General features: G+C 70.4%; 17 protein-coding genes. 14 read left to right on the top strand and 3 right to left on the bottom strand.

What is annotated here, in order from left to right:
• Positions 1-62: 62 nt before the first annotated feature.
• From ilvD to DW297_RS17870, 5 genes are all read left to right on the top strand, one after another.
• Positions 63-1,781, top strand: coding sequence for a dihydroxy-acid dehydratase (gene ilvD, locus DW297_RS17890; RefSeq protein ID WP_136034959.1), 1,719 nt, complete (start codon positions 63-65; stop codon positions 1,779-1,781).
• 51 nt (positions 1,782-1,832) lie between these two features.
• Positions 1,833-3,632: an acetolactate synthase large subunit gene (locus tag DW297_RS17885; RefSeq protein WP_136034957.1), complete on the top strand. Its 1,800-nt coding sequence runs from the start codon at positions 1,833-1,835 to the stop codon at positions 3,630-3,632.
• 3 nt (positions 3,633-3,635) lie between these two features.
• The gene (ilvN, locus tag DW297_RS17880; protein WP_136034955.1) at positions 3,636-4,145 is read left to right on the top strand and encodes an acetolactate synthase small subunit; all 510 of its coding nucleotides are present in this window, start codon (positions 3,636-3,638) and stop codon (positions 4,143-4,145) included.
• Between the two features lie 43 nt (positions 4,146-4,188).
• Positions 4,189-5,217: a ketol-acid reductoisomerase gene (gene ilvC, locus DW297_RS17875; protein ID WP_136034953.1), complete on the top strand. Its 1,029-nt coding sequence runs from the start codon at positions 4,189-4,191 to the stop codon at positions 5,215-5,217.
• Between the two features lie 94 nt (positions 5,218-5,311).
• Positions 5,312-6,586 carry an alpha-L-fucosidase gene (locus DW297_RS17870; protein WP_446724385.1) on the top strand — a complete coding sequence of 425 codons (1,275 nt, stop codon included), beginning with the start codon at positions 5,312-5,314 and terminating at the stop codon, positions 6,584-6,586.
• An 18-nt stretch (positions 6,587-6,604) separates the two neighbouring features.
• Here DW297_RS17870 and DW297_RS17865 read toward each other — a convergent pair whose 3' ends face one another.
• Complete coding sequence (locus tag DW297_RS17865; RefSeq protein ID WP_136034949.1) at positions 6,605-7,756, bottom strand: ROK family transcriptional regulator; 1,152 nt, start codon at positions 7,754-7,756, stop codon at positions 6,605-6,607.
• 199 nt (positions 7,757-7,955) lie between these two features.
• Here DW297_RS17865 and DW297_RS17860 point away from each other — a divergent pair, with 199 nt between their 5' ends.
• From DW297_RS17860 to DW297_RS17835, 6 genes are all read left to right on the top strand, one after another.
• A complete protein-coding gene (locus tag DW297_RS17860; RefSeq protein WP_136034947.1) occupies positions 7,956-9,215 on the top strand; it encodes an ABC transporter substrate-binding protein in 1,260 nt (419 codons plus the stop codon).
• A gap of 42 nt (positions 9,216-9,257) precedes the next feature.
• A complete protein-coding gene (locus DW297_RS17855) occupies positions 9,258-10,163 on the top strand; it encodes a carbohydrate ABC transporter permease (RefSeq protein ID WP_136034945.1) in 906 nt (301 codons plus the stop codon).
• Positions 10,153-11,073: a carbohydrate ABC transporter permease gene (locus DW297_RS17850; RefSeq protein WP_136034943.1), complete on the top strand. Its 921-nt coding sequence runs from the start codon at positions 10,153-10,155 to the stop codon at positions 11,071-11,073. Before DW297_RS17855 ends, DW297_RS17850 begins: the two co-directional genes overlap by 11 nt.
• A gap of 2 nt (positions 11,074-11,075) precedes the next feature.
• A complete protein-coding gene (locus tag DW297_RS17845) occupies positions 11,076-12,050 on the top strand; it encodes an ROK family protein (RefSeq protein WP_136034941.1) in 975 nt (324 codons plus the stop codon).
• A 63-nt stretch (positions 12,051-12,113) separates the two neighbouring features.
• Positions 12,114-13,685 (top strand): M81 family metallopeptidase, encoded by a 1,572-nt coding sequence (locus DW297_RS17840; protein ID WP_342589034.1) that lies wholly within the window; start codon positions 12,114-12,116, stop codon positions 13,683-13,685.
• A complete protein-coding gene (locus tag DW297_RS17835; RefSeq protein ID WP_136034937.1) occupies positions 13,682-15,031 on the top strand; it encodes an alpha-L-fucosidase in 1,350 nt (449 codons plus the stop codon). The genes DW297_RS17840 and DW297_RS17835 overlap by 4 nt, the downstream gene beginning before the upstream one ends.
• Positions 15,032-15,114: 83 nt before the next feature.
• Here the strand turns inward: DW297_RS17835 and DW297_RS17830 are convergent, their stop codons facing one another.
• Positions 15,115-17,949: an FAD-binding and (Fe-S)-binding domain-containing protein gene (locus DW297_RS17830; RefSeq protein ID WP_136034935.1), complete on the bottom strand. Its 2,835-nt coding sequence runs from the start codon at positions 17,947-17,949 to the stop codon at positions 15,115-15,117.
• Positions 17,950-18,023: 74 nt separating this feature from the next.
• Between DW297_RS17830 and DW297_RS17825 the strand changes: the two genes are divergently transcribed.
• Positions 18,024-18,686, top strand: a complete 663-nt coding sequence (locus tag DW297_RS17825; RefSeq protein ID WP_136034932.1) for a GntR family transcriptional regulator — start codon at positions 18,024-18,026, stop codon at positions 18,684-18,686.
• Positions 18,687-18,689: 3 nt separating this feature from the next.
• Here the strand turns inward: DW297_RS17825 and DW297_RS17820 are convergent, their stop codons facing one another.
• Entirely contained in the window at positions 18,690-19,631 is a 942-nt protein-coding gene (locus tag DW297_RS17820; RefSeq protein WP_136034931.1) for a hypothetical protein, read from the bottom strand.
• Positions 19,632-19,713: 82 nt separating this feature from the next.
• Between DW297_RS17820 and DW297_RS17815 the strand changes: the two genes are divergently transcribed.
• Positions 19,714-20,262, top strand: coding sequence for a hypothetical protein (locus DW297_RS17815; protein ID WP_240744680.1), 549 nt, complete (start codon positions 19,714-19,716; stop codon positions 20,260-20,262).
• Complete coding sequence (locus DW297_RS17810) at positions 20,259-20,594, top strand: hypothetical protein (protein ID WP_136034927.1); 336 nt, start codon at positions 20,259-20,261, stop codon at positions 20,592-20,594. The genes DW297_RS17815 and DW297_RS17810 overlap by 4 nt, the downstream gene beginning before the upstream one ends.
• Positions 20,595-20,599: the final 5 nt, after the last annotated feature.

The following is a 20,599-nucleotide window of genomic DNA, read 5'->3' as shown; positions in this document are numbered from 1 at the left end:
CGCCGCGCTTCTGGAGCCCGCGTGCGGACGAACGGGTGCTCGCGCAGGAATAGACTCTCGTCATGTCCTCGCATGATCCCTCCTCCAGCGCGCCCATCGACATCAAGCCCCGCAGCCGCGTCGTCACCGACGGCATCGAGGCCACGACCTCCCGCGGCATGCTCCGTGCCGTCGGCATGGGCGACGAGGACTGGGACAAGCCCCAGATCGGCATCGCGTCCAGCTGGAACGAGATCACGCCGTGCAACCTGAGCCTCGACCGTCTGGCACAGGGCGCGAAGGAGGGCGTGCACGCCGGCGGCGGCTACCCGCTGCAGTTCGGGACGATCTCGGTGTCGGACGGCATCTCGATGGGCCACGAGGGCATGCACTTCTCGCTCGTCTCGCGCGAGGTCATCGCCGATTCGGTCGAGACCGTGATGATGGCCGAGCGCCTCGACGGCTCCGTGCTCCTCGCGGGCTGCGACAAGTCGATCCCCGGCATGCTCATGGCCAGCGCCCGCCTCGACCTCTCCAGCGTGTTCCTCTACGCCGGCTCGATCGCGCCGGGGTGGGTCAAGCTCTCGGACGGCACCGAGAAGGACGTCACGATCATCGACTCGTTCGAGGCGGTCGGCGCGTGCCGGGCCGGTCTCATGAGCGAGGAGGACCTCAAGCGCATCGAGTGCGCGATCGCTCCCGGTGAGGGGGCGTGCGGCGGCATGTACACCGCCAACACGATGGCGTCGGTCGCCGAGGCGCTCGGCCTCAGCCTTCCCGGCTCGGCTGCTCCGCCCGCGGCCGACCGCCGTCGCGACTACTTCGCGCACCGCTCCGGCGAGGCCGTGGTGAACCTGCTCCGCCAGGGCATCACGACCCGCGACATCCTCACGAAGGAGGCGTTCGAGAACGCGATCGCGCTCGCGATGGCCCTCGGCGGCTCCACGAACGTGGTGCTCCACCTGCTCGCGATCGCCCGCGAGGCCGAGGTCGAGCTGAGCCTGCACGACTTCAACCGCATCGGCGACCGCGTGCCGCACGTGGCCGACATGAAGCCGTTCGGCAAGTACGTGATGAACGACGTCGACCGTCACGGCGGCATCCCCGTCATCATGAAGGCCATGCTCGACGAGGGCCTGCTGCACGGCGACGCGCTCACCGTGACGGGCAAGACGCTCGCCGAGAACCTCGCCGACCTCGACCCGCAGCCGATCGACGGCGAGGTCATCCACACCTTCGACAACCCCATCCACGCTACGGGCGGCCTCACGATCCTCCACGGCTCGCTCGCCCCGGAGGGTGCCGTGGTCAAGACCGCCGGATTCGACGCGGCCGTGTTCGAGGGACCGGCGCGTGTGTTCGAGCGCGAGCGTGCGGCGATGGACGCGGTCGCCGAGGGCTCGATCGAGCCGGGCAGCGTCATCGTCATCCGTTACGAGGGCCCCAAGGGCGGACCGGGCATGCGGGAGATGCTCGCGATCACCGCGGCCATCAAGGGCGCTGGGCTCGGAAAAGATGTACTACTCTTGACGGACGGACGATTCTCAGGCGGCACAACCGGCCTGTGCATCGGCCACATAGCACCCGAAGCGGTGGACGCTGGTCCCATCGCCTTCGTGCGCGATGGTGATCTGATACGGGTCGATATCGCAGCTCGCTCTCTCGACCTACTCGTCGACGAGGCGGAGCTCGCCTCCCGCCGCTCTGGCTGGGAGCCGCTTCCCCCGCGCTACACCCGAGGCGTTCTTGCCAAGTACTCGCGCCTCGTGCGGTCCGCCGCCGAGGGAGCGACCACCGGCTGACCCGGATGCATCGGCATCCGGCGTCCTCCACAGTTCACCAGAAGGAAAGTCATGACTGCTGACACCGTCTCGGCCGTGCCGAGGCCGCCCGCCCGTTCATCCGCCCCGGAGATCACCGGTGCCGAGGCCGTCGTGCGCTCGCTCGAGCTGCTCGGCGTCACCGACGTCTTCGGTCTCCCCGGTGGCGCGATCCTGCCGGTGTACGACCCGCTCATGGACGCGTCGCAGCTGCGCCACATCCTGGTGCGCCACGAGCAGGGCGCCGGTCATGCGGCCGAGGGGTACGCGTCCGCGTCGGGCAAGGTCGGCGTGTGCATCGCCACCTCCGGTCCCGGCGCGACGAACCTCGTCACCGCGATCGCCGACGCCTACATGGACTCGGTGCCGCTGCTGGCGATCACCGGCCAGGTGTTCTCGACCCTGATGGGGACGGACGCGTTCCAGGAGGCCGACATCGTGGGCATCACGATGCCGATCACGAAGCACTCGTTCCTGGTGAAGGACGCGGCGGACATCCCCGGCGCGATCGCGGCCGCCTACGAGATCGCCGGCACCGGTCGTCCCGGTCCCGTGCTCGTGGACATCACGAAGGATGCGCAGCAGGCGGTCGCCCCGTTCGTGTGGCCGCCCAAGATCGACCTGCCCGGCTACCGCCCGGTCACCAAGGCGCACGGCAAGCAGATCCAGGCCGCGGCCGCCCTGCTCGCCGAGGCCAAGAAGCCGGTGCTGTACGTCGGCGGCGGCGTCGTGCGCGGTCGTGCGGCCGCCGAGCTGCTGGAGCTCGCGGAGTCCACGGGCGCCCCCGTGGTGACCACGCTGATGGCCCGCGGCGCCTTCCCCGACTCCCACGCGCAGCACCTGGGCATGCCCGGCATGCACGGCACCGTTCCGGCGGTGCTGGCGCTGCAGGAGGCCGACCTCATCGTGTCGCTCGGCGCGCGCTTCGACGACCGCGTGACGGGCAAGGCGGCGCTGTTCGCTCCGCACGCCAAGGTCGTGCACGTGGACATCGACCCCGCGGAGATCTCGAAGATCCGCACGGCCGATGTGCCGATCGTGGGCGACGTGCGTGACGTGCTGACCGACCTCGACGCCGCATTCCGCGGTGCGACGGGTGGCGCGAAGCCCGACATCGAGGAGTGGTGGTCGTACCTCGACGGCCTCCGCAACGAGTTCCCGCTCGGCTACGCGCCGACGACCGACGGGCTGCTGGCGCCGCAGTACGTGATCCAGCGCATCGGCGAGCTCACCGGACCGGAGGGCATCTTCGCCTCGGGCGTGGGGCAGCACCAGATGTGGGCCGCGCAGTTCATCAAGTACGAGCGTCCGAACGCGTGGCTCAACTCCGGAGGAGCGGGCACCATGGGCTACTCGGTCCCCGCGGCGATGGGGGCCAAGGTCGCCGAGCCGGAACGCCAGGTCTGGGCGATCGACGGCGACGGCTGCTTCCAGATGACCAACCAGGAGCTCGCGACCTGCGCGATCAACAACATCCCGATCAAGGTCGCCATCATCAACAACTCCTCGCTGGGCATGGTGCGGCAGTGGCAGACGCTGTTCTACGACGGCCGCCACTCCAACACCGACCTGAACACCGGGCACGGCACGGTCCGCATCCCCGACTTCGTCAAGCTCGCAGAGGCGTACGGCTGCCTCGCGATCCGTGTGGAGAAGGAGGAGGAGGTCGACGCGGCCATCCAGCTCGCTCTCGACACGAACGACCGCCCCGTGGTGATCGACTTCGTGGTGAGCGCCGACTCCATGGTGTGGCCGATGGTGCCGCAGGGCGTCAGCAACAGCTATGTCCAGTACGCGCGCGACCACGCGCCCGCCTTCGACGAGGAGGACTGAGCCATGTCGACCCACGTGCTGAGCCTGCTGGTGGAGAACACCCCCGGCCTGCTGACCCGTGTCGCGGGGCTCTTCGCCCGCCGCGGCTTCAACATCGACTCCCTCGCGGTCGGCGTGACGGAGGTGCCGGGGATCTCCCGCATCACGGTCGTCGTCGACGTCGAGGAGCTTCCGCTGGAGCAGGTCACCAAGCAGCTGAACAAGCTGATCAACGTGATCAAGATCGTCGAGCTCGACCCGGCCACCTCGGTGCAGCGCGAGCACATGCTCGTGAAGGTGCGCACCGACAACGCCACCCGGTCGAACGTGATCGAGGTCGTGAATCTGTTCCGCGCGTCGGTCGTCGACTACGCCTCCGACGCCCTGGTGATCGAGGTCACCGGCGACAAGGGCAAGGTCGAGGCGCTGCTGCGTGCGCTGGAGCCCTTCGGCATCAAGGAGATCGCCCAGTCCGGTCTCCTGGCCATCGGCCGCGGTGGCAAGAGCATCACCGAGCGCGTCCTGCGCGGCTGACCATTCCCCACTCTTCCGAACCACAATCAAGGAGAAACACACCGTGAGCACCGAGATCTTCTACGACGACGACGCCGACCTGTCCCTGATCCAGAGCAAGAAGGTCGCGATCGTCGGCTACGGCTCGCAGGGTCACGCCCACGCGCAGAACCTGCGCGACTCGGGCGTCGAGGTCGCGATCGCCCTCAAGGAGGGCTCCAAGTCCGCCGCGAAGGCGGAGGAGGCCGGCTTCCCGGTCAAGACCGTCGCCGATGCGACCGAGTGGGCCGACGTCATCATGATCCTCGCGCCGGACCAGCACCAGCGCACGATCTACAGCGAGTCGATCGCCCCGAACCTGACCGCGGGCAAGACCCTCGCGTTCGCGCACGGATTCAACATCCGCTTCGGCTACATCGACGCCCCCGAGGGTGTCGACGTGATCCTGGTCGCCCCGAAGGCGCCCGGTCACACGGTGCGCCGCGAGTTCGTCGCCGGTCGCGGCATCCCGGACATCATCGCGGTCGAGCGCGATGCGTCCGGCAAGGCGTGGGACCTCGCGCTGTCGTACGCGAAGGCGATCGGCGGCACCCGGGCCGGCGTCATCAAGACCACGTTCACCGAGGAGACCGAGACCGACCTCTTCGGTGAGCAGGCCGTGCTCTGCGGCGGCATGAGCCACCTGGTGCAGGCGGGCTTCGAGACGCTCGTCGAGGCCGGGTACCAGCCGCAGATCGCCTACTTCGAGGTGCTGCACGAGCTGAAGCTCATCGTCGACCTGATGTGGGAGGGCGGCATCGCCAAGCAGCGCTGGTCGATCTCCGACACGGCTGAGTTCGGCGACTACGTCTCCGGACCGCGCGTGATCGACGAGCGCGTCAAGGAGAGCATGAAGGGCGTGCTGTCCGACATCCAGTCCGGCGCGTTCGCGAAGCGCTTCATCGAGGACCAGGACAACGGCGCCGAGGAGTTCCTCGCGCTGCGTGCCAAGGAGGAGCAGCACCCGATCGAGGCCACCGGCAAGGAGCTGCGCTCGCTGTTCGCCTGGAAGCAGCAGGACGAGGACTACGTGGACGGCAGCGCCGCGCGCTGAGTCGATCGTCGAAGGAACGGGCGTCCCCTCGGGGGCGCCCGTTCCGCGTTTCCGGACCTCATTCGTCCGTCAAACATCGGATGTCTATGCCAGGATGGGAGGCATGCGACAGGAATGGTTTGATCACGCCCGCTTCGGGATGTTCGTGCACTTCGGGCTGTACAGCGGCGCGGCGCGGCACGAGTGGGTGCAGAACTATGAACGCCTCACCGACGAGGACTACCGCCCGTACTTCGACAACTTCGACCCCGATCTGTTCGATGCGGCCGCCCTGGCCAGGACGGCCAAGGAGAGCGGGATGGGCTACGTCGTGCTCACGACGAAGCACCACGACGGCTTCTGCCTGTGGGACTCCGCGCTCACGGACTTCACGTCGATGTCGGCCGTCGGGCGCGACCTCGTGCGCGAGTACGTCGACGCGCTCCGCGCCGAGGGGCTCAAGGTGGGGCTGTACCACTCGGTGATCGACTGGCACCACCCGGACTTCACGGTGGACTGGAACCACCCCCGCCGCGACGACGAGAACGCGCACGCGCTCAACGAGGGTCGCGACATGTCGCGGTACCGCGCGTATCTGCACGGCCAGGTGCGCGAGCTGCTGACCGCGTACGGCGACATCGACTACCTGTTCTTCGACTTCACCTACCCCGAGGAGAAGGACGGCTGGGCCGGCAAAGGGCCCGAGGACTGGGACGCCGAGGCGCTGCTCGCTCTGTGCCGCGAGCTGCAGCCGGAGATGCTGGTGAACGACCGCCTGGGCATCCCCGCCGACTTCGTCACCCCGGAGCAGTACCAGCCGACCGCGCCACTCCTGCGCGACGGTGAGCCCCTGGTGTGGGAGGCCTGCCAGACCCTCAACGGATCGTGGGGATACCACCGCGACAACACCGATCAGAAGTCGCCGACGCTGCTGGTGCAGATGCTGGTCGACTCGGTCTCGATGGGGGGCAACATGCTGCTCAACATCGGTCCGGACGGCCGCGGGGCGATCGCGCCGCGGGATGCCGGGACGCTCGCGGAGATCGGGGAGTGGATGCGGCTGCACGAGCGCGCGGTCATCGGTGCAGGGCACGCCCCGTTCACCCCGCCGCGCGAGGGCGTGTACACGCTGCGGGGCGACCGCCTCTACCTCAGCCTGTTCAGCTGGCCGCTCGGGTTCGTGCACCTTCCCGGGCTCGCCGACCGCGTGACGTACGCGCGCCTGCTGAACGACGGCTCGTGGCTGTGCACCTCGGTGTCCGACCCCGAGCAGCAGGCGGATCTGATGACCCCCGCCGGCGAGGCCGAGGGGACGCTCACGGTGCATCTGCCCGTGCGTCGTCCCGACGTGCTGGTGCCGGTGATCGAGCTGCGCCTGCGCGCGGAGTGAGCGGGCGGTGGCGGCGGCTCAGGCCGTCGCCACCGGGATCTCCACGCCTTCGAGCGCCAGCCGCGCGGCGCCGTACAGGATCGCGTCCGCGCCCGTGGTCGCCGCCTCGATGCGCAGGCGCTGCGTGGCCAGGGGGTGGCAGGCCTCGTAGACCCGGCTGCGGACGGCCGCGATGAACGGCTCCGAGGCGCTCATGCTGCCCGTCAGGAACACGGCGTGCGGGTTGAAGAAGTTCACGACACCGGAGAGCGCCTGACCCAGGTGCGTGCCCGCCGTGCGGACGAGCGTGGTCGCGACGGGATCGGCGTCGCGCGCGAGCGTGAGCACGTCGGCGGTCGTGGCGACGGCGGTGTTGCCGCGCTCGTGCATCTGTCGCACGAGGCTGGCACCGCTGGCCACGGTCTCCAGGCATCCGGTGTTGCCGCACGAGCAGGGGATGTCGCCGCTGCCGTCGATGCGGGTGTGGGTGATGTCGCCCGCCGCGGCCGTCGCGCCGCGGTGCACGTGACCGTCGACGATGATGCCGCTGCCGATCGCGGTCCCCGCCTTCACGGTGATGCTGTGCTGTCCGTGACCGAGCTGCTCCCGATGCTCGCCGAGCGCCGCGAGGTTCGCGTCGTTGTCGACGACGACCGGCACGCCGTAGCGCTCGGCGAGGTGCTCGCCCACGCGGAAGCCCGGCCACCCCGGCATGCGCGAGGGCTGGTCGACGGATCCCGTGGCGATGTCGACCGGGCCGGGGAGACTGACCCCGATCGCGTGCACCCTGGTGTCCGCCACGAGGCGGTCGAACACCTCGGCGACCCGCGCGAGCGTGGCCTCCGGGCCGTCGGCGACGTCGATCGCGATCGTCTCGCTGTCGAGCAGCGCGCCGCTCAGGTCGTGCCGTCCCACGCGGGCGTGCTTTCCGCCCAGGTCGGCGGAGAGCACGAGGCCGTCGGAGGCGATCTGCAGCACGCGGGGCCGGCGACCGCCGCGCGAGGTGCCGGCTCCGGCCTCCTGCAGCACGCCGGCGTCGAGCAGCGCCTGCACGCGGAGTCCGACCGTGGACGCGGCGACGCCCATCGTCGCCGCCAGCTCCGAGCGGGAGCGGGCCTGACCGCGCGCGACGAGGTCGAGGATGCGCCGCGTGTGCGGGTCGTCGACGGGGGTGTCGGCGGGGTTCGTCATGGGAGCCCTTCGTCTCGGAGCATCGTCAGCGTAGCGGGGGAGTGTCGTGTTTCGGGGAGGTGACGCCGTATCACCGTCCGATAAACATCGGATGTTCAGCTTGCGGCACTCCCCGAACTATGAAAGCCTCACTTCATACGAAATCCTATTAGGTTAATTCGACCCGCGAAATAACCTTTCCCTTCTCAGGAGGCATTCAATGAAGAAGTTGCGTGTGGGGGCTGTCGCCGCTGTCACGGGCGTCGCCGTGGCGATGACCGGTTGTGCCAGCACGGGCGGCTCCGGAGGCTCCGCCGACGGCGACGCCATCGTCGTCGACATGTGGGCGGGCAGCGAGTCCGACGTCGATGCGCTCGAGGCGCAGATCGAGTTCGCGCAGAAGCAGAACCCCGACATCACCATCAAGCTGCAGACGTCGCCCTGGAGCGACTTCTTCACGAAGCTGACGACCAACATGGCCAGCGGCAACATGGCGTGCATCACCGGGATGAGCGGCGCGCAGCTCGGCGGTTACACGGGCGGCTTCCGCGAGCTGAGCGAGAAGGACCTCGAGACGGCCGGGATCGACTGGTCGGAGTTCAACCCGAGCGCCGACGGCATCCTCAGCTTCGAGGGCAAGGTCTACGGCGTGCCGTTCGACGTGGCCACCATGCTCGTCTACTACAACCAGGACATGCTGACCGCCGCCGGTGCCGCCACGCCGGAGATCGGCTGGACGTTCGACGACTTCTCCGCGATCGCCGCCGACGCCACGAAGGACGGCAAGTACGGCTTCGGCATGGGCATGGGCGGCTACCAGTGGATGTCGATGCCCATCGCGTACTCCGCCACGCAGCCGGCCTCCGAGGACGGCACGCTGCACATCGACGACGACGCGTTCGTCGACGCGGCCACCTGGTACGCCGGGCTGGTCACCGAGCAGAAGGTCGCGGCGCCCGTCGCCTCGGCCTCCGACACGGGCTGGGGCGAGAACCAGTACACCGGCGCCAACGCGGCCATGGCCGTCGACGGCACCTGGAACGCGGTCAGCTACCTCAACAACGAGTCCGGCTTCGCCGCCGGCATGGTGCCGCTGCCCGCGGGCGTCGACGGCAACCCCGGACCGATCCTCGGCTCGGGCTACGGCATCGCCGCCAACTGCAAGAACCCGGAGGCCGCGCTGAAGGTCCTCGGCTCGCTGGTGGGTGAGGACGCGCAGGACTACATCGCGTCGTCCGGCCGCTCGTACCCCGCGCGCACCTCCTCGCAGCCGCTGTACTTCGAGTCGATCGACGAGCAGTACCGCGACCAGGTGCAGTCGGTGTTCGAGGCCGCGTTCGCCGACACCGTCCCGCTGTACATGACCAAGAGCTGGCAGAAGCTCGACAGCTACATCCAGCCCAACCTCGTCAGCGTCTACAACGGCCAGATGACGATGGAGGAGCTGCTGTCGAACGCCCAGGCGCAGTTCGGCGAGTGACCCGGCTCCGGCCGCCGCAGCAGTAACAGAGAAAGACAAGAGATGACGATCACGACGACACGTCGAGGATCGCTCGCCAAGGTCGAGGGCCGCCAGGCGCTGGGTTTCGCAAGCCCGGCCCTGGTGGGCCTCGCCCTGTTCACGATCGTGCCCGTCGGGCTGTCGATCGTGATGAGCGTCTTCGACTGGCCGACCTTCGGCGAGCGGACCTTCAACGGGGTGGACAACTACGTCAAGCTGTTCACCAGCAGCCCCGACTTCTGGCCGGCGCTGCGGAACTCGGCGGTGTACACGCTGCTGTACGTGCCGCTGAGCGTCGCCCTCTCGCTCGTGCTCGCTCTCGGACTCGGACCGCGGATCCGCGGTCGCGGCGCCCTGCGCGTGCTCTTCTTCATCCCGGTCGTGACGCCGATGGTCGCCAACGTGCTGGTGTGGAAGATGATGCTGCAGCCGCAGGGCCTCTTCAACGGCCTGTCGGTCAGCTGGTTCGGGATCGAGCTGCCGAACTTCCTCGCCGATCCCTCCTGGGCCATGATCATGGTCGTCGTGATGAGCGTCTGGCAGGGCCTCGGCTACAACATGCTGATCTTCTCGGCGGCTCTCGAGCAGCTCCCCGAGAGCGTGCTCGAGGCGGCCAGCATCGATGGCGCGCAGGGCTTCCGCCGCGTGTGGAGCATCATCATCCCGATGATCTCGCCGTCGATCTTCTTCGCCACCATCATGACGATGATCACCTCGCTGCAGGTGTTCGTGCAGCCGCAGATGCTCACCGGCGGCGGCCCGGGCAACGCCACCAAGCCGCTCGTGATGTACATCTGGGAGCAGGGCTTCACGTTCGGCGACCTCGGCCTCGCGGCCGCCGCCGCCTGGATCCTGTTCGCCATCATCATCGCGATCACCGGCCTCCAGTTCGCCGCGCAGAAGAAGTGGGTGCACTATGAGCACTGAGACCCTCGTCCGCCCCGCCGGCCCCGCGCCGCGCCGCGACCGCGAGCGTGAGCGCGAGAAGGCTCGCGGAGCCTCCACGACTCCGGGTGCCCGCCTCCGCCTGGTACTCGCGCACGTCTGCATCTACATCGCCGCGCTCATCTTCATCGCGCCGCTCGTGTACGCGTTCTTCTCGGCCCTCAAGCCCAACTCCGAGATGTTCTCCATGCCGCCGACGCTCGTCGGCTCGGAGATCCGCTGGAGCAACTTCGTCGACGTGTTCGCCTACGGGCCGTTCCTGACGTACATCATGAACTCGTTCATCGTGGCGGTCGGCGGCACGCTGGTCGTGCTGGTGGTCTCGACCACCGCCGGGTACGCGTTCGGGCGGCTGCGGTGGAAGGGGCGCGACGCCGTGTTCGTGCTCTTCCTCGCCACGCTCATGGTGCCGGCCGAGGTGCTCGTGATCCCGATGTTCCAGGTCATGCAGTGGTTCAACTGGGTCGACACATACCAGGCGCTCATCCTGCCGTTCGCGTTCGGCGCCTTCGGGACCTTCCTCATGCGGCAGTTCTTCCGCGGGATCCCCTATGAGCTGGAGGAGGCGGCACGCGTCGACGGCGCCGGTCCCGTCCGGTCGTTCCTGCAGATCATCCTCCCGCTGTCGAAGTCGGCCGTCGCCGTGCTCGCGGTGTTCACGTTCCTGTCGTTCTGGAACAGCTACCTGTGGCCGCTGATCGTGACGGTCGACTACAACGCCCACGGCACGCTGCCGGTCGGACTGGCCAGCTTCGCCGGTCTCACCGGCACCCGCTGGGACCTGCAGATGGCGGCGGCGATCATCTCGATGATCCCGACCACCGTGCTCGTGATCGTGCTGCAGAAGCACCTGGTCAAGGGCATCGCGATGGCAGGACTGGGCGGACGCTGAGCATGATCGGTCAGGGACAGGGCACCACTGTGCCCATCGACGGTCGGCCGCGTCCGCGAACCGGGCTGGCGGGGATCGACATCGGCGGCACCAAGATCGCCGCGCTCGTCGTGGGGGAGGACGGATCCGTCGTCGCCCGCGGCAGCGTGCCGGCCCCGGCCGCCCTGGGCGGAGTGGCCATGGCCGATGCCGCGGCGGACCTCGTCCGGGCACTCGCCGACGAGGCCGGAGTGCCGCTCGCCGCCGCGGGCGTGGGCGCCGCGGGCGTCATCGACCACGAGACCGGCACCGTGCGGGCGGCCTCGGCCACATTCGTCGGCTGGGCGGGATTCCCGCTCGCGGACGAGCTCGGACGGCGCCTGGGCGTGCCGGTCAGCGTCGAGAACGACGTCAACGCGTTCCTGCTCGGAGAAGCGGCCGCGCTGAGCCGCACCGAGCGCGACGTGCTGGGCGTGATGCTCGGCACGGGCGTGGGCGGAGCCGTCATCATCGACGGCGCGCTCCACCACGGGCCCCACGGTGCGGCGGGCGAGATCGGACACACCCCCGGGTACAGCGAGCTCGTGTGCACCTGCGGGCAGACGGGGCACCTGGAGACGCTGGCCTCCGGAACCTCCATCGCCCTGCGCTACCGCGAGCGGACGGGCGGCGAAGCGGCAGACGCCCGGGCGGTCGCCGCCCTCGCTCGGGGTGGAGACGCGGACGCCCTCGCCGTGTTCGCCGCCGCCGGTCGCGCGGTCGCCCTCGCCAGTGCGAGCGCCGCGACCCTGCTCGACCTGCCGACCGTGATCGTGGGCGGTGGCGTCGCCTCGGCGTGGGACCTGCTGGAACCCGCGATCCAGGCGACCCTGCGCACGGACTCGCCGGTGTCGGGCATCCCGCTGCGCATCGTCCCGGCGCAACTGGGCTCCGATGCGGTCGCCCTCGGAGCGATCGAGACCGCCCGTCGGGCCCTCGCCCCCGCACCCACACTCTGAATCGACTCCCCGGATGAGAGGTATCGCATCGTGACCGCACCCCAGGACGCCCACGAGATCTGGATGGGCCCGCTGCCGCCCGTCGCCGACGGCGGCCTGCCGAAGCCCCGCGTGGGCATCGCCGGCATCTCGATCGAGTCCAGCACGTTCTCGCCGCACATCTCCGGCGACGAGGCCTTCACGATCCGTACCGGCGCGGACCTCCGCGCCTACTACCCGTTCCTCGACGAGGGGCGCGAGCTGGCCGAGGCCGCCGAGTGGGTTCCGCTCACGCACGGCCGCTCGCTGCCCGGCGGCGCCGTGGACCCCGAGACATACCGGCGGATGAAGGACGCGATCCTCGACGGCATTCGCGAGCACGGGCCCTTCGACGGCTTCTTCTTCGACATCCACGGCGCCATGAGCGTCGTGGGCATGGACGACGCCGAGGGCGACCTGGCCCGTGCCGTCCGGGAGGCACTGGGACCCGACACGCTCGTCTCCACGTCGATGGACCTGCACGGCAACGTGTCGGAGGTGCTGCGCGATGCGGTCGACCTGCTGACCTGCTACCGGATGGCTCCGCACGAGGACTGGCTCAACACCAAGGAGCGCGCGGTGTGGAACCTGCTCGACCGGCTGCGCGGGCCGCACGGCGCCGACCCGCTCGCGCGACGGCCCTTCACCGCCTGGGTGCCGGTCCCCGTGCTGCTGCCCGGTGAGAAGACCAGCACGCGGCTCGAACCGGCGCGCGGCATCTACGCCGAGCTGCCCGCGATCGAGGCGCTGCCCGGCGTGGTCGACGCGTCCGTCTGGATCGGGTACGCGTGGGCCGACGAGCCGCGCTGCCAGGCCTACGTCGTGGTCACCGGCGACGACCGTGAGCTCATCGCCCGGGAGGCCGAGCGCGTCGCCCGCCGGTTCTGGGACGCGCGCGAGGACTTCGTGTTCGTGGCCGAGACCGGCACGCTCGACGAGGCGCTGGACCGCGCGCTCGCGCCCGCAGCCGCCCGGCCGTACGTCATCTCGGACTCGGGCGACAACCCCACCGCCGGGGGAGCGGGCGACGTGACCTGGACGCTCGCGCGCCTGCTGGAGCGACCGGAGCTCACCGACGGGAGCCAGACGACCCTCGTCGCGTCGATCTTCGACCGTGAGGCCGTCGCGCGGGCGGTCGCAGCGGGTGTCGGCGCCGAGGTCGAGCTCGAGGCGGGGGCCCGCGTCGACCCGGGTCCGCACGGGCCCGTCACGATCCGCGGCACCGTCTTCTCGATCACGCACGGCGACCCCGACGCGGGCACCCAGGCCGTGATCGCGGTCGGCGGCCTGCACGCCATCGTGACCGAGCGCCGCAAGCCCTTCCACCACCTCTCGGACTTCCGCATGCTGGGCCTCGAGCCCACCGAGGCCGACATCGTCGTGGTGAAGATCGGCTACCTGGAGCCGGAGCTGTACGAGCTCGCCGCCGACTGGACGCTCGCGCTCACGCCCGGCGGCGTCGACCAGGACCTGCTGCGCCTCGGCCACCACCGTCTGCGCCCTGGCGTCTACCCCTTCGACACCACCGGCACGCCCGACCTGACCGCGACGGTCGTCCGCCGCGGCGACGCCGAGACGCCCGTCGACTCCACCCCCGCAGAGGAGACCCCCGCATGATGAACTTCGAGAAGCGCACCGGGCCCGACCTCGGCTCCGCGGCACCGGTGTACCCCGCGAACGGTGTGCCGGAGTGGTACCGCGACGCGAAGCTCGGCTTCTTCGTGCACTGGGGCCTGTACTCGGTGCCGGCGTGGGCGGTGCAGCACGGCGAGGGCGTCAACATCCCCACGGAGGACGCCTACGCGTGGCACCAGTACGCGGAGTGGTACGGCAACACCGTGCGCATCGCCGGGAGCCCCACGTGGGAGCGGCACCAGCGCCTGTACGGCCCCGGCACCTCCTACGAGGACCTCGCCGACCGCTGGGACGCCGCGGCGTTCGACGCCGACGCGTTCGTCGGAGAGCTGGTGGGCGCGGGCGCGAGGTACATCGTGCCCACCACCAAGCACCACGAGGGCTTCTGTCTGTGGGACACCGCGACGACCGGCTTCAACGCCGTCGCGCGTGGGCCCCGGCGCGACCTGATCGCCGAGTTCCACGACGCCACGCGTCGCGCTGGCGCGAAGTTCGGCGTGTACTACTCCGGGGCGCTCGACTGGCACGTCAGCGACTTCCCGGCGATCGAGTCCGACACCGACCTGTTCCGGTTCCGCCGCAACGACGAGCACTTCGCGCGATACTCGGCCGCCCAGCTGGAGGAGCTCGTCGAACGCTTCGCGCCGGATGTGCTGTGGAACGACATCGAGTGGCCGGACGGCGGCAAGGGCGACCAGGAGTACGCGGTCGCCGCGCTGCTGCGCCGCTACTTCGATGCGGTGCCCGAGGGCGTCGTGAACGACCGCTGGGGTGTGCCGTACCACGGCTTCCTCACGCGCGAGTACACGGACATCCCGGAGATCATCCCCGAGCCGTGGGAGTCCACGCGCGGACTCGGCTATTCGTTCGGCTTCAACCAGGACGAGGACGAGCGCCACTCCCTGTCCGGCGCGGCCCTGATCCGCCTGCTGGTCGACGTCGTGGCCAAGAACGGCAATCTGCTCATCAACGTCGGCCCCGCGGCAGACGGCTCGATCCCCGAGCTGCAGCGCCGGGCCATGCGCGAGCTCGGGTCGTGGCTCGACGCGAACGGCGACGCCGTCTACGGCACGCGGCCATGGATCCGGATGGGGGAGCAGGCCGGGGCCCCGCGCCGCTACACGACCTCGGCCGGTGCCGTGCACGTCCACGCGCTCGACCCCGCGGCCGGCCGCATCGAGCTCCCCGCGGAGCTCGACCACGCCACGCTGCGCTGGAGCGACGGCTCGGAGGCGGAGGTGTCGCGAGACGGCTCCGGCGCTGTCGCCACCATCCCGCCGGGGCTGCGGCCCGCTCCGGTCGCGGTGCTGTCCGCCCAGGGCGTCTGAGCAGCCACCCCGCACGATGCGAACGACGAGGGCTCCGGTGTCGCGCACCGGAGCCCTCGTCCGCTTCCATCGCCCCGCGCGGCTCAGGGTCGCGTGAGCTCCTCCAGCACCTCGATCACGTGCCGGTAGGGGCGCCCGGTGGCGCGGGTCATGCCGATCTCACACGTGCGGTTGGCGGACACGAACGCGTCGAAGCCCCCGCGCTCCCCGTCAGCGGCCGCGACCTCGGCCGACTCCTGCGCAGTCGCACTCGCGGTGAGCTCGGGGTGCAGCATGCCGCGGTCGCCCGCGAACGCGCAGCAACCCCAGCCCTCGGGCACGAACACGTCGTCGGCCACGGCGGCAGCGATCTCCGTCAGGGCCCCGGTCGCCCCGAGCGCCGTGGTCGAGCAGGTGGGGTGCACCGCGATGGAGGGGAGCTTCGCCGGCACGCTCAACCGCGGCAGCACCTCGCGGGCGACGAAGGTCGTGGCGTCCTCGATGCGCAGTCCCGCGTACCGCGGATCCTTCGCGACGGACTGGGCGAGCATCACGTCGAGCCCCTCGGTGCACGACGCGGCGTCGCACACCACGGGGAGCTCGCCGTGACGGCTGGCCTCCCACAGCGACGCCAGCACCCGGTCTGACATCAGCCGGTAGCCGTCGAGGTGTCCCTTCGACTTCCACGGGGTGCCGCAGCAGAGCCCGCCGTTCTCCTCCGGAATCACCACCGCGATCCCCGCGCGGTCGAGCAGGTGGCGCAGGGCATCACGGGATCCGTGGCCGCCGTCCTCCGCGCCGAACATCGTGCCGATGCACGCGCCGAAGAACACGGCCTGCGCGTCGGGCGGTGACACCGGACGATCGGGCTTCGAGCCGCCGCGGGGGAGTCCACCGTCGTACAGCGGCACGGTGTCGGCGCCGAGCACGGCGCGTCCGAGCTGCGTCACGCCGCGGACGAGCGGGGCGGGGAGGGCGTCCGCGACCGTGAGGGCCACGCCGCCCGCGCGGGTGACCGTGCTCCAGTGCTTCGCGGCGGTGCCCCAGACGGCGCCCTCGACCGCGTTCGACTGCTCGGCCCGCAGCCGCCGCACGAGGTCGCCCGTGTTGATGTCGACCGGACACGCGACCCCGCACATGCCGTCGACGGCGCAGGTCTGCACGCCGTCGTAGTCGTAGTCGGCGCGCAGGTCGCGCAGCAGCTCGGTGTCGCCCTGCTCCTCGGCCCACGCCATGTCGCGGCGCAGCACGATGCGCTGCCGCGGGGTGAGGGTGATGCTCTTGCTGGGGCACGTGGGCTCGCAGTACCCGCACTCCACGCAGCGGTCCACCTCGCTCTCGACCGTGGGAACGCGCTTGAGGTCGTGCAGGTAGGAGTCGGGGTCGTCGGAGAGCACCACGCCGGGGTTGAGGATGCCGTCCGGATCGATGAGTCGCTTGAGCTCCCACATCAGGTCGGTGAGCTCGTCGCCGTACTGCCGCCGGACGAACGGCGCCATGATGCGACCGGTGCCGTGCTCGGCCTTGAGCGACCCCTGCTGGGAGAGGACGAGCTCGACGAGGTCGTCGGTGAAGCGGCGGTAGCGGGCCACGCTGTCGGGGTCGTCGAAGCGCTCGTTGAGCAGGAAGTGCACGTTGCCGTCCTTCGCGTGCCCGAAGATGACGGAGCCCTCGTAACCGTGCTCCGCGAACAGCTCGATCAGGCGCTCGCACGTGGCCAGCAGCCGGGGCACCGGTACCACGATGTCCTCCAGCAGCGCGGTCGTGCCGGAGGGGCGGGCACCGGCGACGGCGGTGTAGAGGCCCTTGCGAACGTGCCACAGCGCGGCCCGCTCGGCGGCGTCGGTCGTGAGCCGTGGCGGCACGGTGAGGGGGAGGGCATCGAAGTGCGACTGGGCGGCAGCGCTCGCGAGCGCCAGGGCGTCGGTGTCGGCCGCGTGCACCTCCACCAGCAGGGCGGCGTGCCCCCGCACGTCGATCTCCGCGATCGCCGCCGGGACGTCGCTCAGCCCCTGGGCCACGCGCAGCGACGCCGCATCCAGGAGCTCGATCGTGGCGAGACCGAGACGGGTGAGGTCGGGCAGTGCGGACATGGCGGCCGACAGCGTCTCGAACACGAGCAGCCCGGTCGCGATCGCGGGGCGTACCTCGATCGTGCGGAAGCGCGCCTCGGCGACGAAGGCGAGCGTGCCCTCCGAGCCGATCACGAGGTGCTCCAGGATGCGGACGGGGTCGTCGAAGTCGAGCAGGGCGTTGAGGCCGTAGCCCATGGTGTTCTTCATGGAGAACTGCTGTCGGAGGAAGGCCACGTGCTGGGGGGAGGCGAGCAACCGCGCGCGCAGGGCGAGCAGGCCGTCGGCGATCGCCGGCTCGGCGGCGCGGAGCACCTCGTTCGCGTCGGGGCGACCCGTGTCGAGGATGGTTCCGCTGGGCAGCACGAGCGTCATCGACGTGATCGTCTGGTACGAGTTCTCGGTGATGCCGCAGGCCATGCCGCTGGAGTTGTTCGCCACGACGCCGCCGATCGTGCACGCGATCTCGCTCGCCGGGTCGGGTCCGAGCTTGCGGCGGTACCGGGCGAGCCGTGTGTTGACCTGACGCACGGTGGCGCCGGGCCCGACGCGGACGGCGGCGCCGTCGTCCTCCACCCGGATGTCGCGGAAGTGGCTGCGGGTGTCGACGAGGATGTCGCCGCTCACCCCCTGTCCGGAGAGACTCGTGCCACCGGAGCGGAAGGTGAGGGTGCGTCCGGCGGCGCGCACGGCGCCGAACGCGCGGGCCACGCCGGCCGCGTCGGCGGGGGAGAGCACGGCATCGGGGACGAGCAGATAGTGGGAGGCGTCGTGGGCGCGGGCAAACCGGTCGATCGACCGGGCATGCACCTCGGTGTCCGGCCCGAGCAGCTCGTGGTCCAGCGGTTCGGCGATGGTGGTCGGCACGGTGCTCCTCTGCTCCGGGTCAAGATTGTCTGACAAGTGTACCGATGACCGGATGCTTCGCTAGGCTGACGGCCATGACCATCCCCACGGACCGCGGCCTCGGCGTCGTCGGCGTGGTCGATGCGGTGACCGCCCAGCTGCGCGCGCGCATCCTCGGCGGTGAGATCCGATCGGGCGAGCCGCTCACCGAGGCCGCGGTGTCGCAGTCCTTCGGTGTGGCCAGGCCCAGCGCGAAGGCGGCGATCGAACAGCTGGTCGCGAGCGGCCTGCTCGTGCGCACGGCACATCGCACCGCACGCGTGGTGGGTATCGACCAGGCGACGGTGCGCGACGTCTACCGCACGCGCACCCGCCTGGAGAGCGCCGCGCTCCGGGAGCTGGCACGGGCGCGCAGAGTGCCCGCCGCCGCGGTCGAGGCGAACGCGGAGCTGCTCGCGATGGGACCGGGGCCCGACCCGGCGACCGTGGACCCCGATCTGCGCTTCCATACGGCGCTGATCGATGCGCTGCACAGCGAGCGGACCGGACGGATGTATCGGAGCGTGCTCGACGAGGTCCGGTTGTGCATGGCGCAGGTGCAGGGGCGGCGCTTGCTGAACGCGGAGGAGATCGCCGCACAGCATCGGGAGATGCTCGATGCCGTCGCCGCGGGTGCGGAGGACGAAGCGGCCGAGCTGCTGCGGGCGCACCTCGCGTCCGCGGAGGAGCGACTGGTCGAGGCGCTCGGGCGCGACTGAGCGTCAGCCCACGTTCGCCGGGGCGTCCTCGATCTGGATGGGCGCATCCGCCGGGTCCGCCCACACCGGCGCGGGCAGCGGCGTGTCCACTGCGCCGTCCTGGATCGCGCGCAGCGCCTCCGTGATCTCGTCCGCGTTCTCCGGCACCGCGAGGCCGCACGTGCGCAGCTCCGAGGCGAACTGCAGCGTGAGGCGGATCTTGCCCGCCTCGATCGCCTGCGCCGTCGTGCCGGTGCGGATCTCACTGCCCGTCTGGATCGCCGGCACCTCGTCGCACACGTGATAGACCTTGCCGCCGTCGACCCAGACCACCTCGTCCTTGCCGAGCAGCTGGATCACGGTCGACTGATCGGCCGTGTACTGCTCGACCGACGGCGGGGCGAAGTCCACGCCGACGAACACGGCCAGTGCGGCCAGGACGACGCCGACGATGCCGGCCGTCGTCTTCTGCCCCTTGTCCATGTCCTTGTTCAGGAAGATCAGGATCACGAGCGGGAAGAAGGCGACGATCGCGATGATCGCGCCGAGCTGGTTCTGCACGAAGAAGCGGGTCTTGTCCGCCTTCCGCGCGGGATCGAGCCGGTTCGCCTTCTTCCAGAGCACGGAGCCCGTGATCGACAGGGCCGCGATCACGACGAGCAGCACGAGCAGGGCGATGAACGCCCACTGCGGGAACTGTGCCGTGACGCCATGCTCCTCGAGCAGACCCGTGTCGGGGTCGCGCACGAGCGTGCCGTCCTCGCCGACGTAGACGCGCTGGCGGAGCAGCCAGAAGATCCCGACGCCCTCGCCGATGATCGCGAGGGCCCACAGCGCGCCCGCGATCCAGCGGAAGCGCATCGCCGTCGTCTTCGCCGCGGCGCTCGGCGTCCACCCCGCCGGTGGCTCCGTGCTCGCGGCGGTGTTCCTGTCCCTGCCGGCGGTCCTGTCGTCGCTCTCGGCCACGTTGATCCCTTCCCCCGAAGGCCCGACCGCACCGGCCAGGGCACGCAAGATCCTAGTGGACGGGGTGTCCTACGCTGGAGGCATGACCTCCGACTCCGACGACGCCCTGAGCTGGGAGGGCGACGACGACACGGCGTCGCATCGCACCGGTCGCCCGCGGCGACGTGAGAACGCGGCCCCGCCCGTCGAGCCGCCTCTTCACGACGCCACGCCCACGGAGAGCGCCGCGGGCGCGCCCACGACGCGACCCCCCGCGTCTCCACCGCCCACCGAGGCGGCACCGCCGTCGGCGCCCGCGGCGTCCGTCGCCGCCGACGACGACGAGGCGCCGGCGGGACTCAGCAATGCGATGCTCCTGCTCGTCGGGGTGGTCGGCGGGGTGTATCTCCTCTATTCGGTCGGCTGGGTCGTCGGTGGGCTGCGGCTGCAACCGCTCGCCTCGTTCCTGGTCGCCGACGCGATGTTCCTGCCCTGGTTCGTGCTCGCGATCGCGGCGCCCGCGCTGTGGTTCCTCGCGACGTGGGTTCTCACGCGGGGGAGGGCCGCGTGGGTGCGGGTCGCCCTGCTGCTCGCCGGGGTCGTGCTCCTGGTGCCGTGGCCGTTCGTGACGGTGGGGGTGGTCGGATCATGAGCTCGTCGGAGAACGCATCGGCGGTGTCGTCCGGATCGCCGCGCTGGCTCGCCGGCACCGTCATCGTCCTCGCCGGGCTGTTCTACGCCTACGCGGTGTGGAACGCGGTCGCGCATCTGATCACGATGGCGCAGACCGGTCTGACGGGTGCGGGCTGGGCCGTGCTGCTGTTCGGTGTCGTCTTCCCCCTGATCGTGTTCGGCTTCGCCTCCGCGATCGGGCGTCGCCGGCGCGTGGGCGAGCTCGCCCTCGTGTTCCTCGCGGGGCTGGGCATCGTCGCCGTCTTCTGGATGAGTCTGCTCGCGCTCAGCCTCACGCTCCCCAGCGCCTGACCCGG

It is taken from the genome of Microbacterium sp. PF5 (assembly GCF_004794315.1).
GTDB lineage: Bacteria > Actinomycetota > Actinomycetes > Actinomycetales > Microbacteriaceae > Microbacterium > Microbacterium sufflavum.
This window is presented reverse-complemented; position numbering and strand designations above follow the sequence as displayed.

Excerpts from the sequence above, each read along its gene's own strand:
- ilvD (WP_136034959.1), top strand. The coding sequence starts at position 63 with ATGTCCTCGCATGATCCCTCCTCCAGCGCGCCCATCGACATCAAGCCC.
- DW297_RS17885 (WP_136034957.1), top strand. The coding sequence starts at position 1,833 with ATGACTGCTGACACCGTCTCGGCCGTGCCGAGGCCGCCCGCCCGTTCA.
- ilvN (WP_136034955.1), top strand. The coding sequence starts at position 3,636 with ATGTCGACCCACGTGCTGAGCCTGCTGGTGGAGAACACCCCCGGCCTG.
- DW297_RS17870 (WP_446724385.1), top strand. The coding sequence starts at position 5,312 with ATGGGAGGCATGCGACAGGAATGGTTTGATCACGCCCGCTTCGGGATG.
- DW297_RS17865 (WP_136034949.1), bottom strand. The coding sequence starts at position 7,756 with ATGACGAACCCCGCCGACACCCCCGTCGACGACCCGCACACGCGGCGC.
- DW297_RS17860 (WP_136034947.1), top strand. The coding sequence starts at position 7,956 with ATGAAGAAGTTGCGTGTGGGGGCTGTCGCCGCTGTCACGGGCGTCGCC.
- DW297_RS17855 (WP_136034945.1), top strand. The coding sequence starts at position 9,258 with ATGACGATCACGACGACACGTCGAGGATCGCTCGCCAAGGTCGAGGGC.
- DW297_RS17850 (WP_136034943.1), top strand. The coding sequence starts at position 10,153 with ATGAGCACTGAGACCCTCGTCCGCCCCGCCGGCCCCGCGCCGCGCCGC.
- DW297_RS17845 (WP_136034941.1), top strand. The coding sequence starts at position 11,076 with ATGATCGGTCAGGGACAGGGCACCACTGTGCCCATCGACGGTCGGCCG.
- DW297_RS17840 (WP_342589034.1), top strand. The coding sequence starts at position 12,114 with ATGGGCCCGCTGCCGCCCGTCGCCGACGGCGGCCTGCCGAAGCCCCGC.
- DW297_RS17835 (WP_136034937.1), top strand. The coding sequence starts at position 13,682 with ATGATGAACTTCGAGAAGCGCACCGGGCCCGACCTCGGCTCCGCGGCA.
- DW297_RS17825 (WP_136034932.1), top strand. The coding sequence starts at position 18,024 with ATGACCATCCCCACGGACCGCGGCCTCGGCGTCGTCGGCGTGGTCGAT.
- DW297_RS17815 (WP_240744680.1), top strand. The coding sequence starts at position 19,714 with ATGACCTCCGACTCCGACGACGCCCTGAGCTGGGAGGGCGACGACGAC.
- DW297_RS17810 (WP_136034927.1), top strand. The coding sequence starts at position 20,259 with ATGAGCTCGTCGGAGAACGCATCGGCGGTGTCGTCCGGATCGCCGCGC.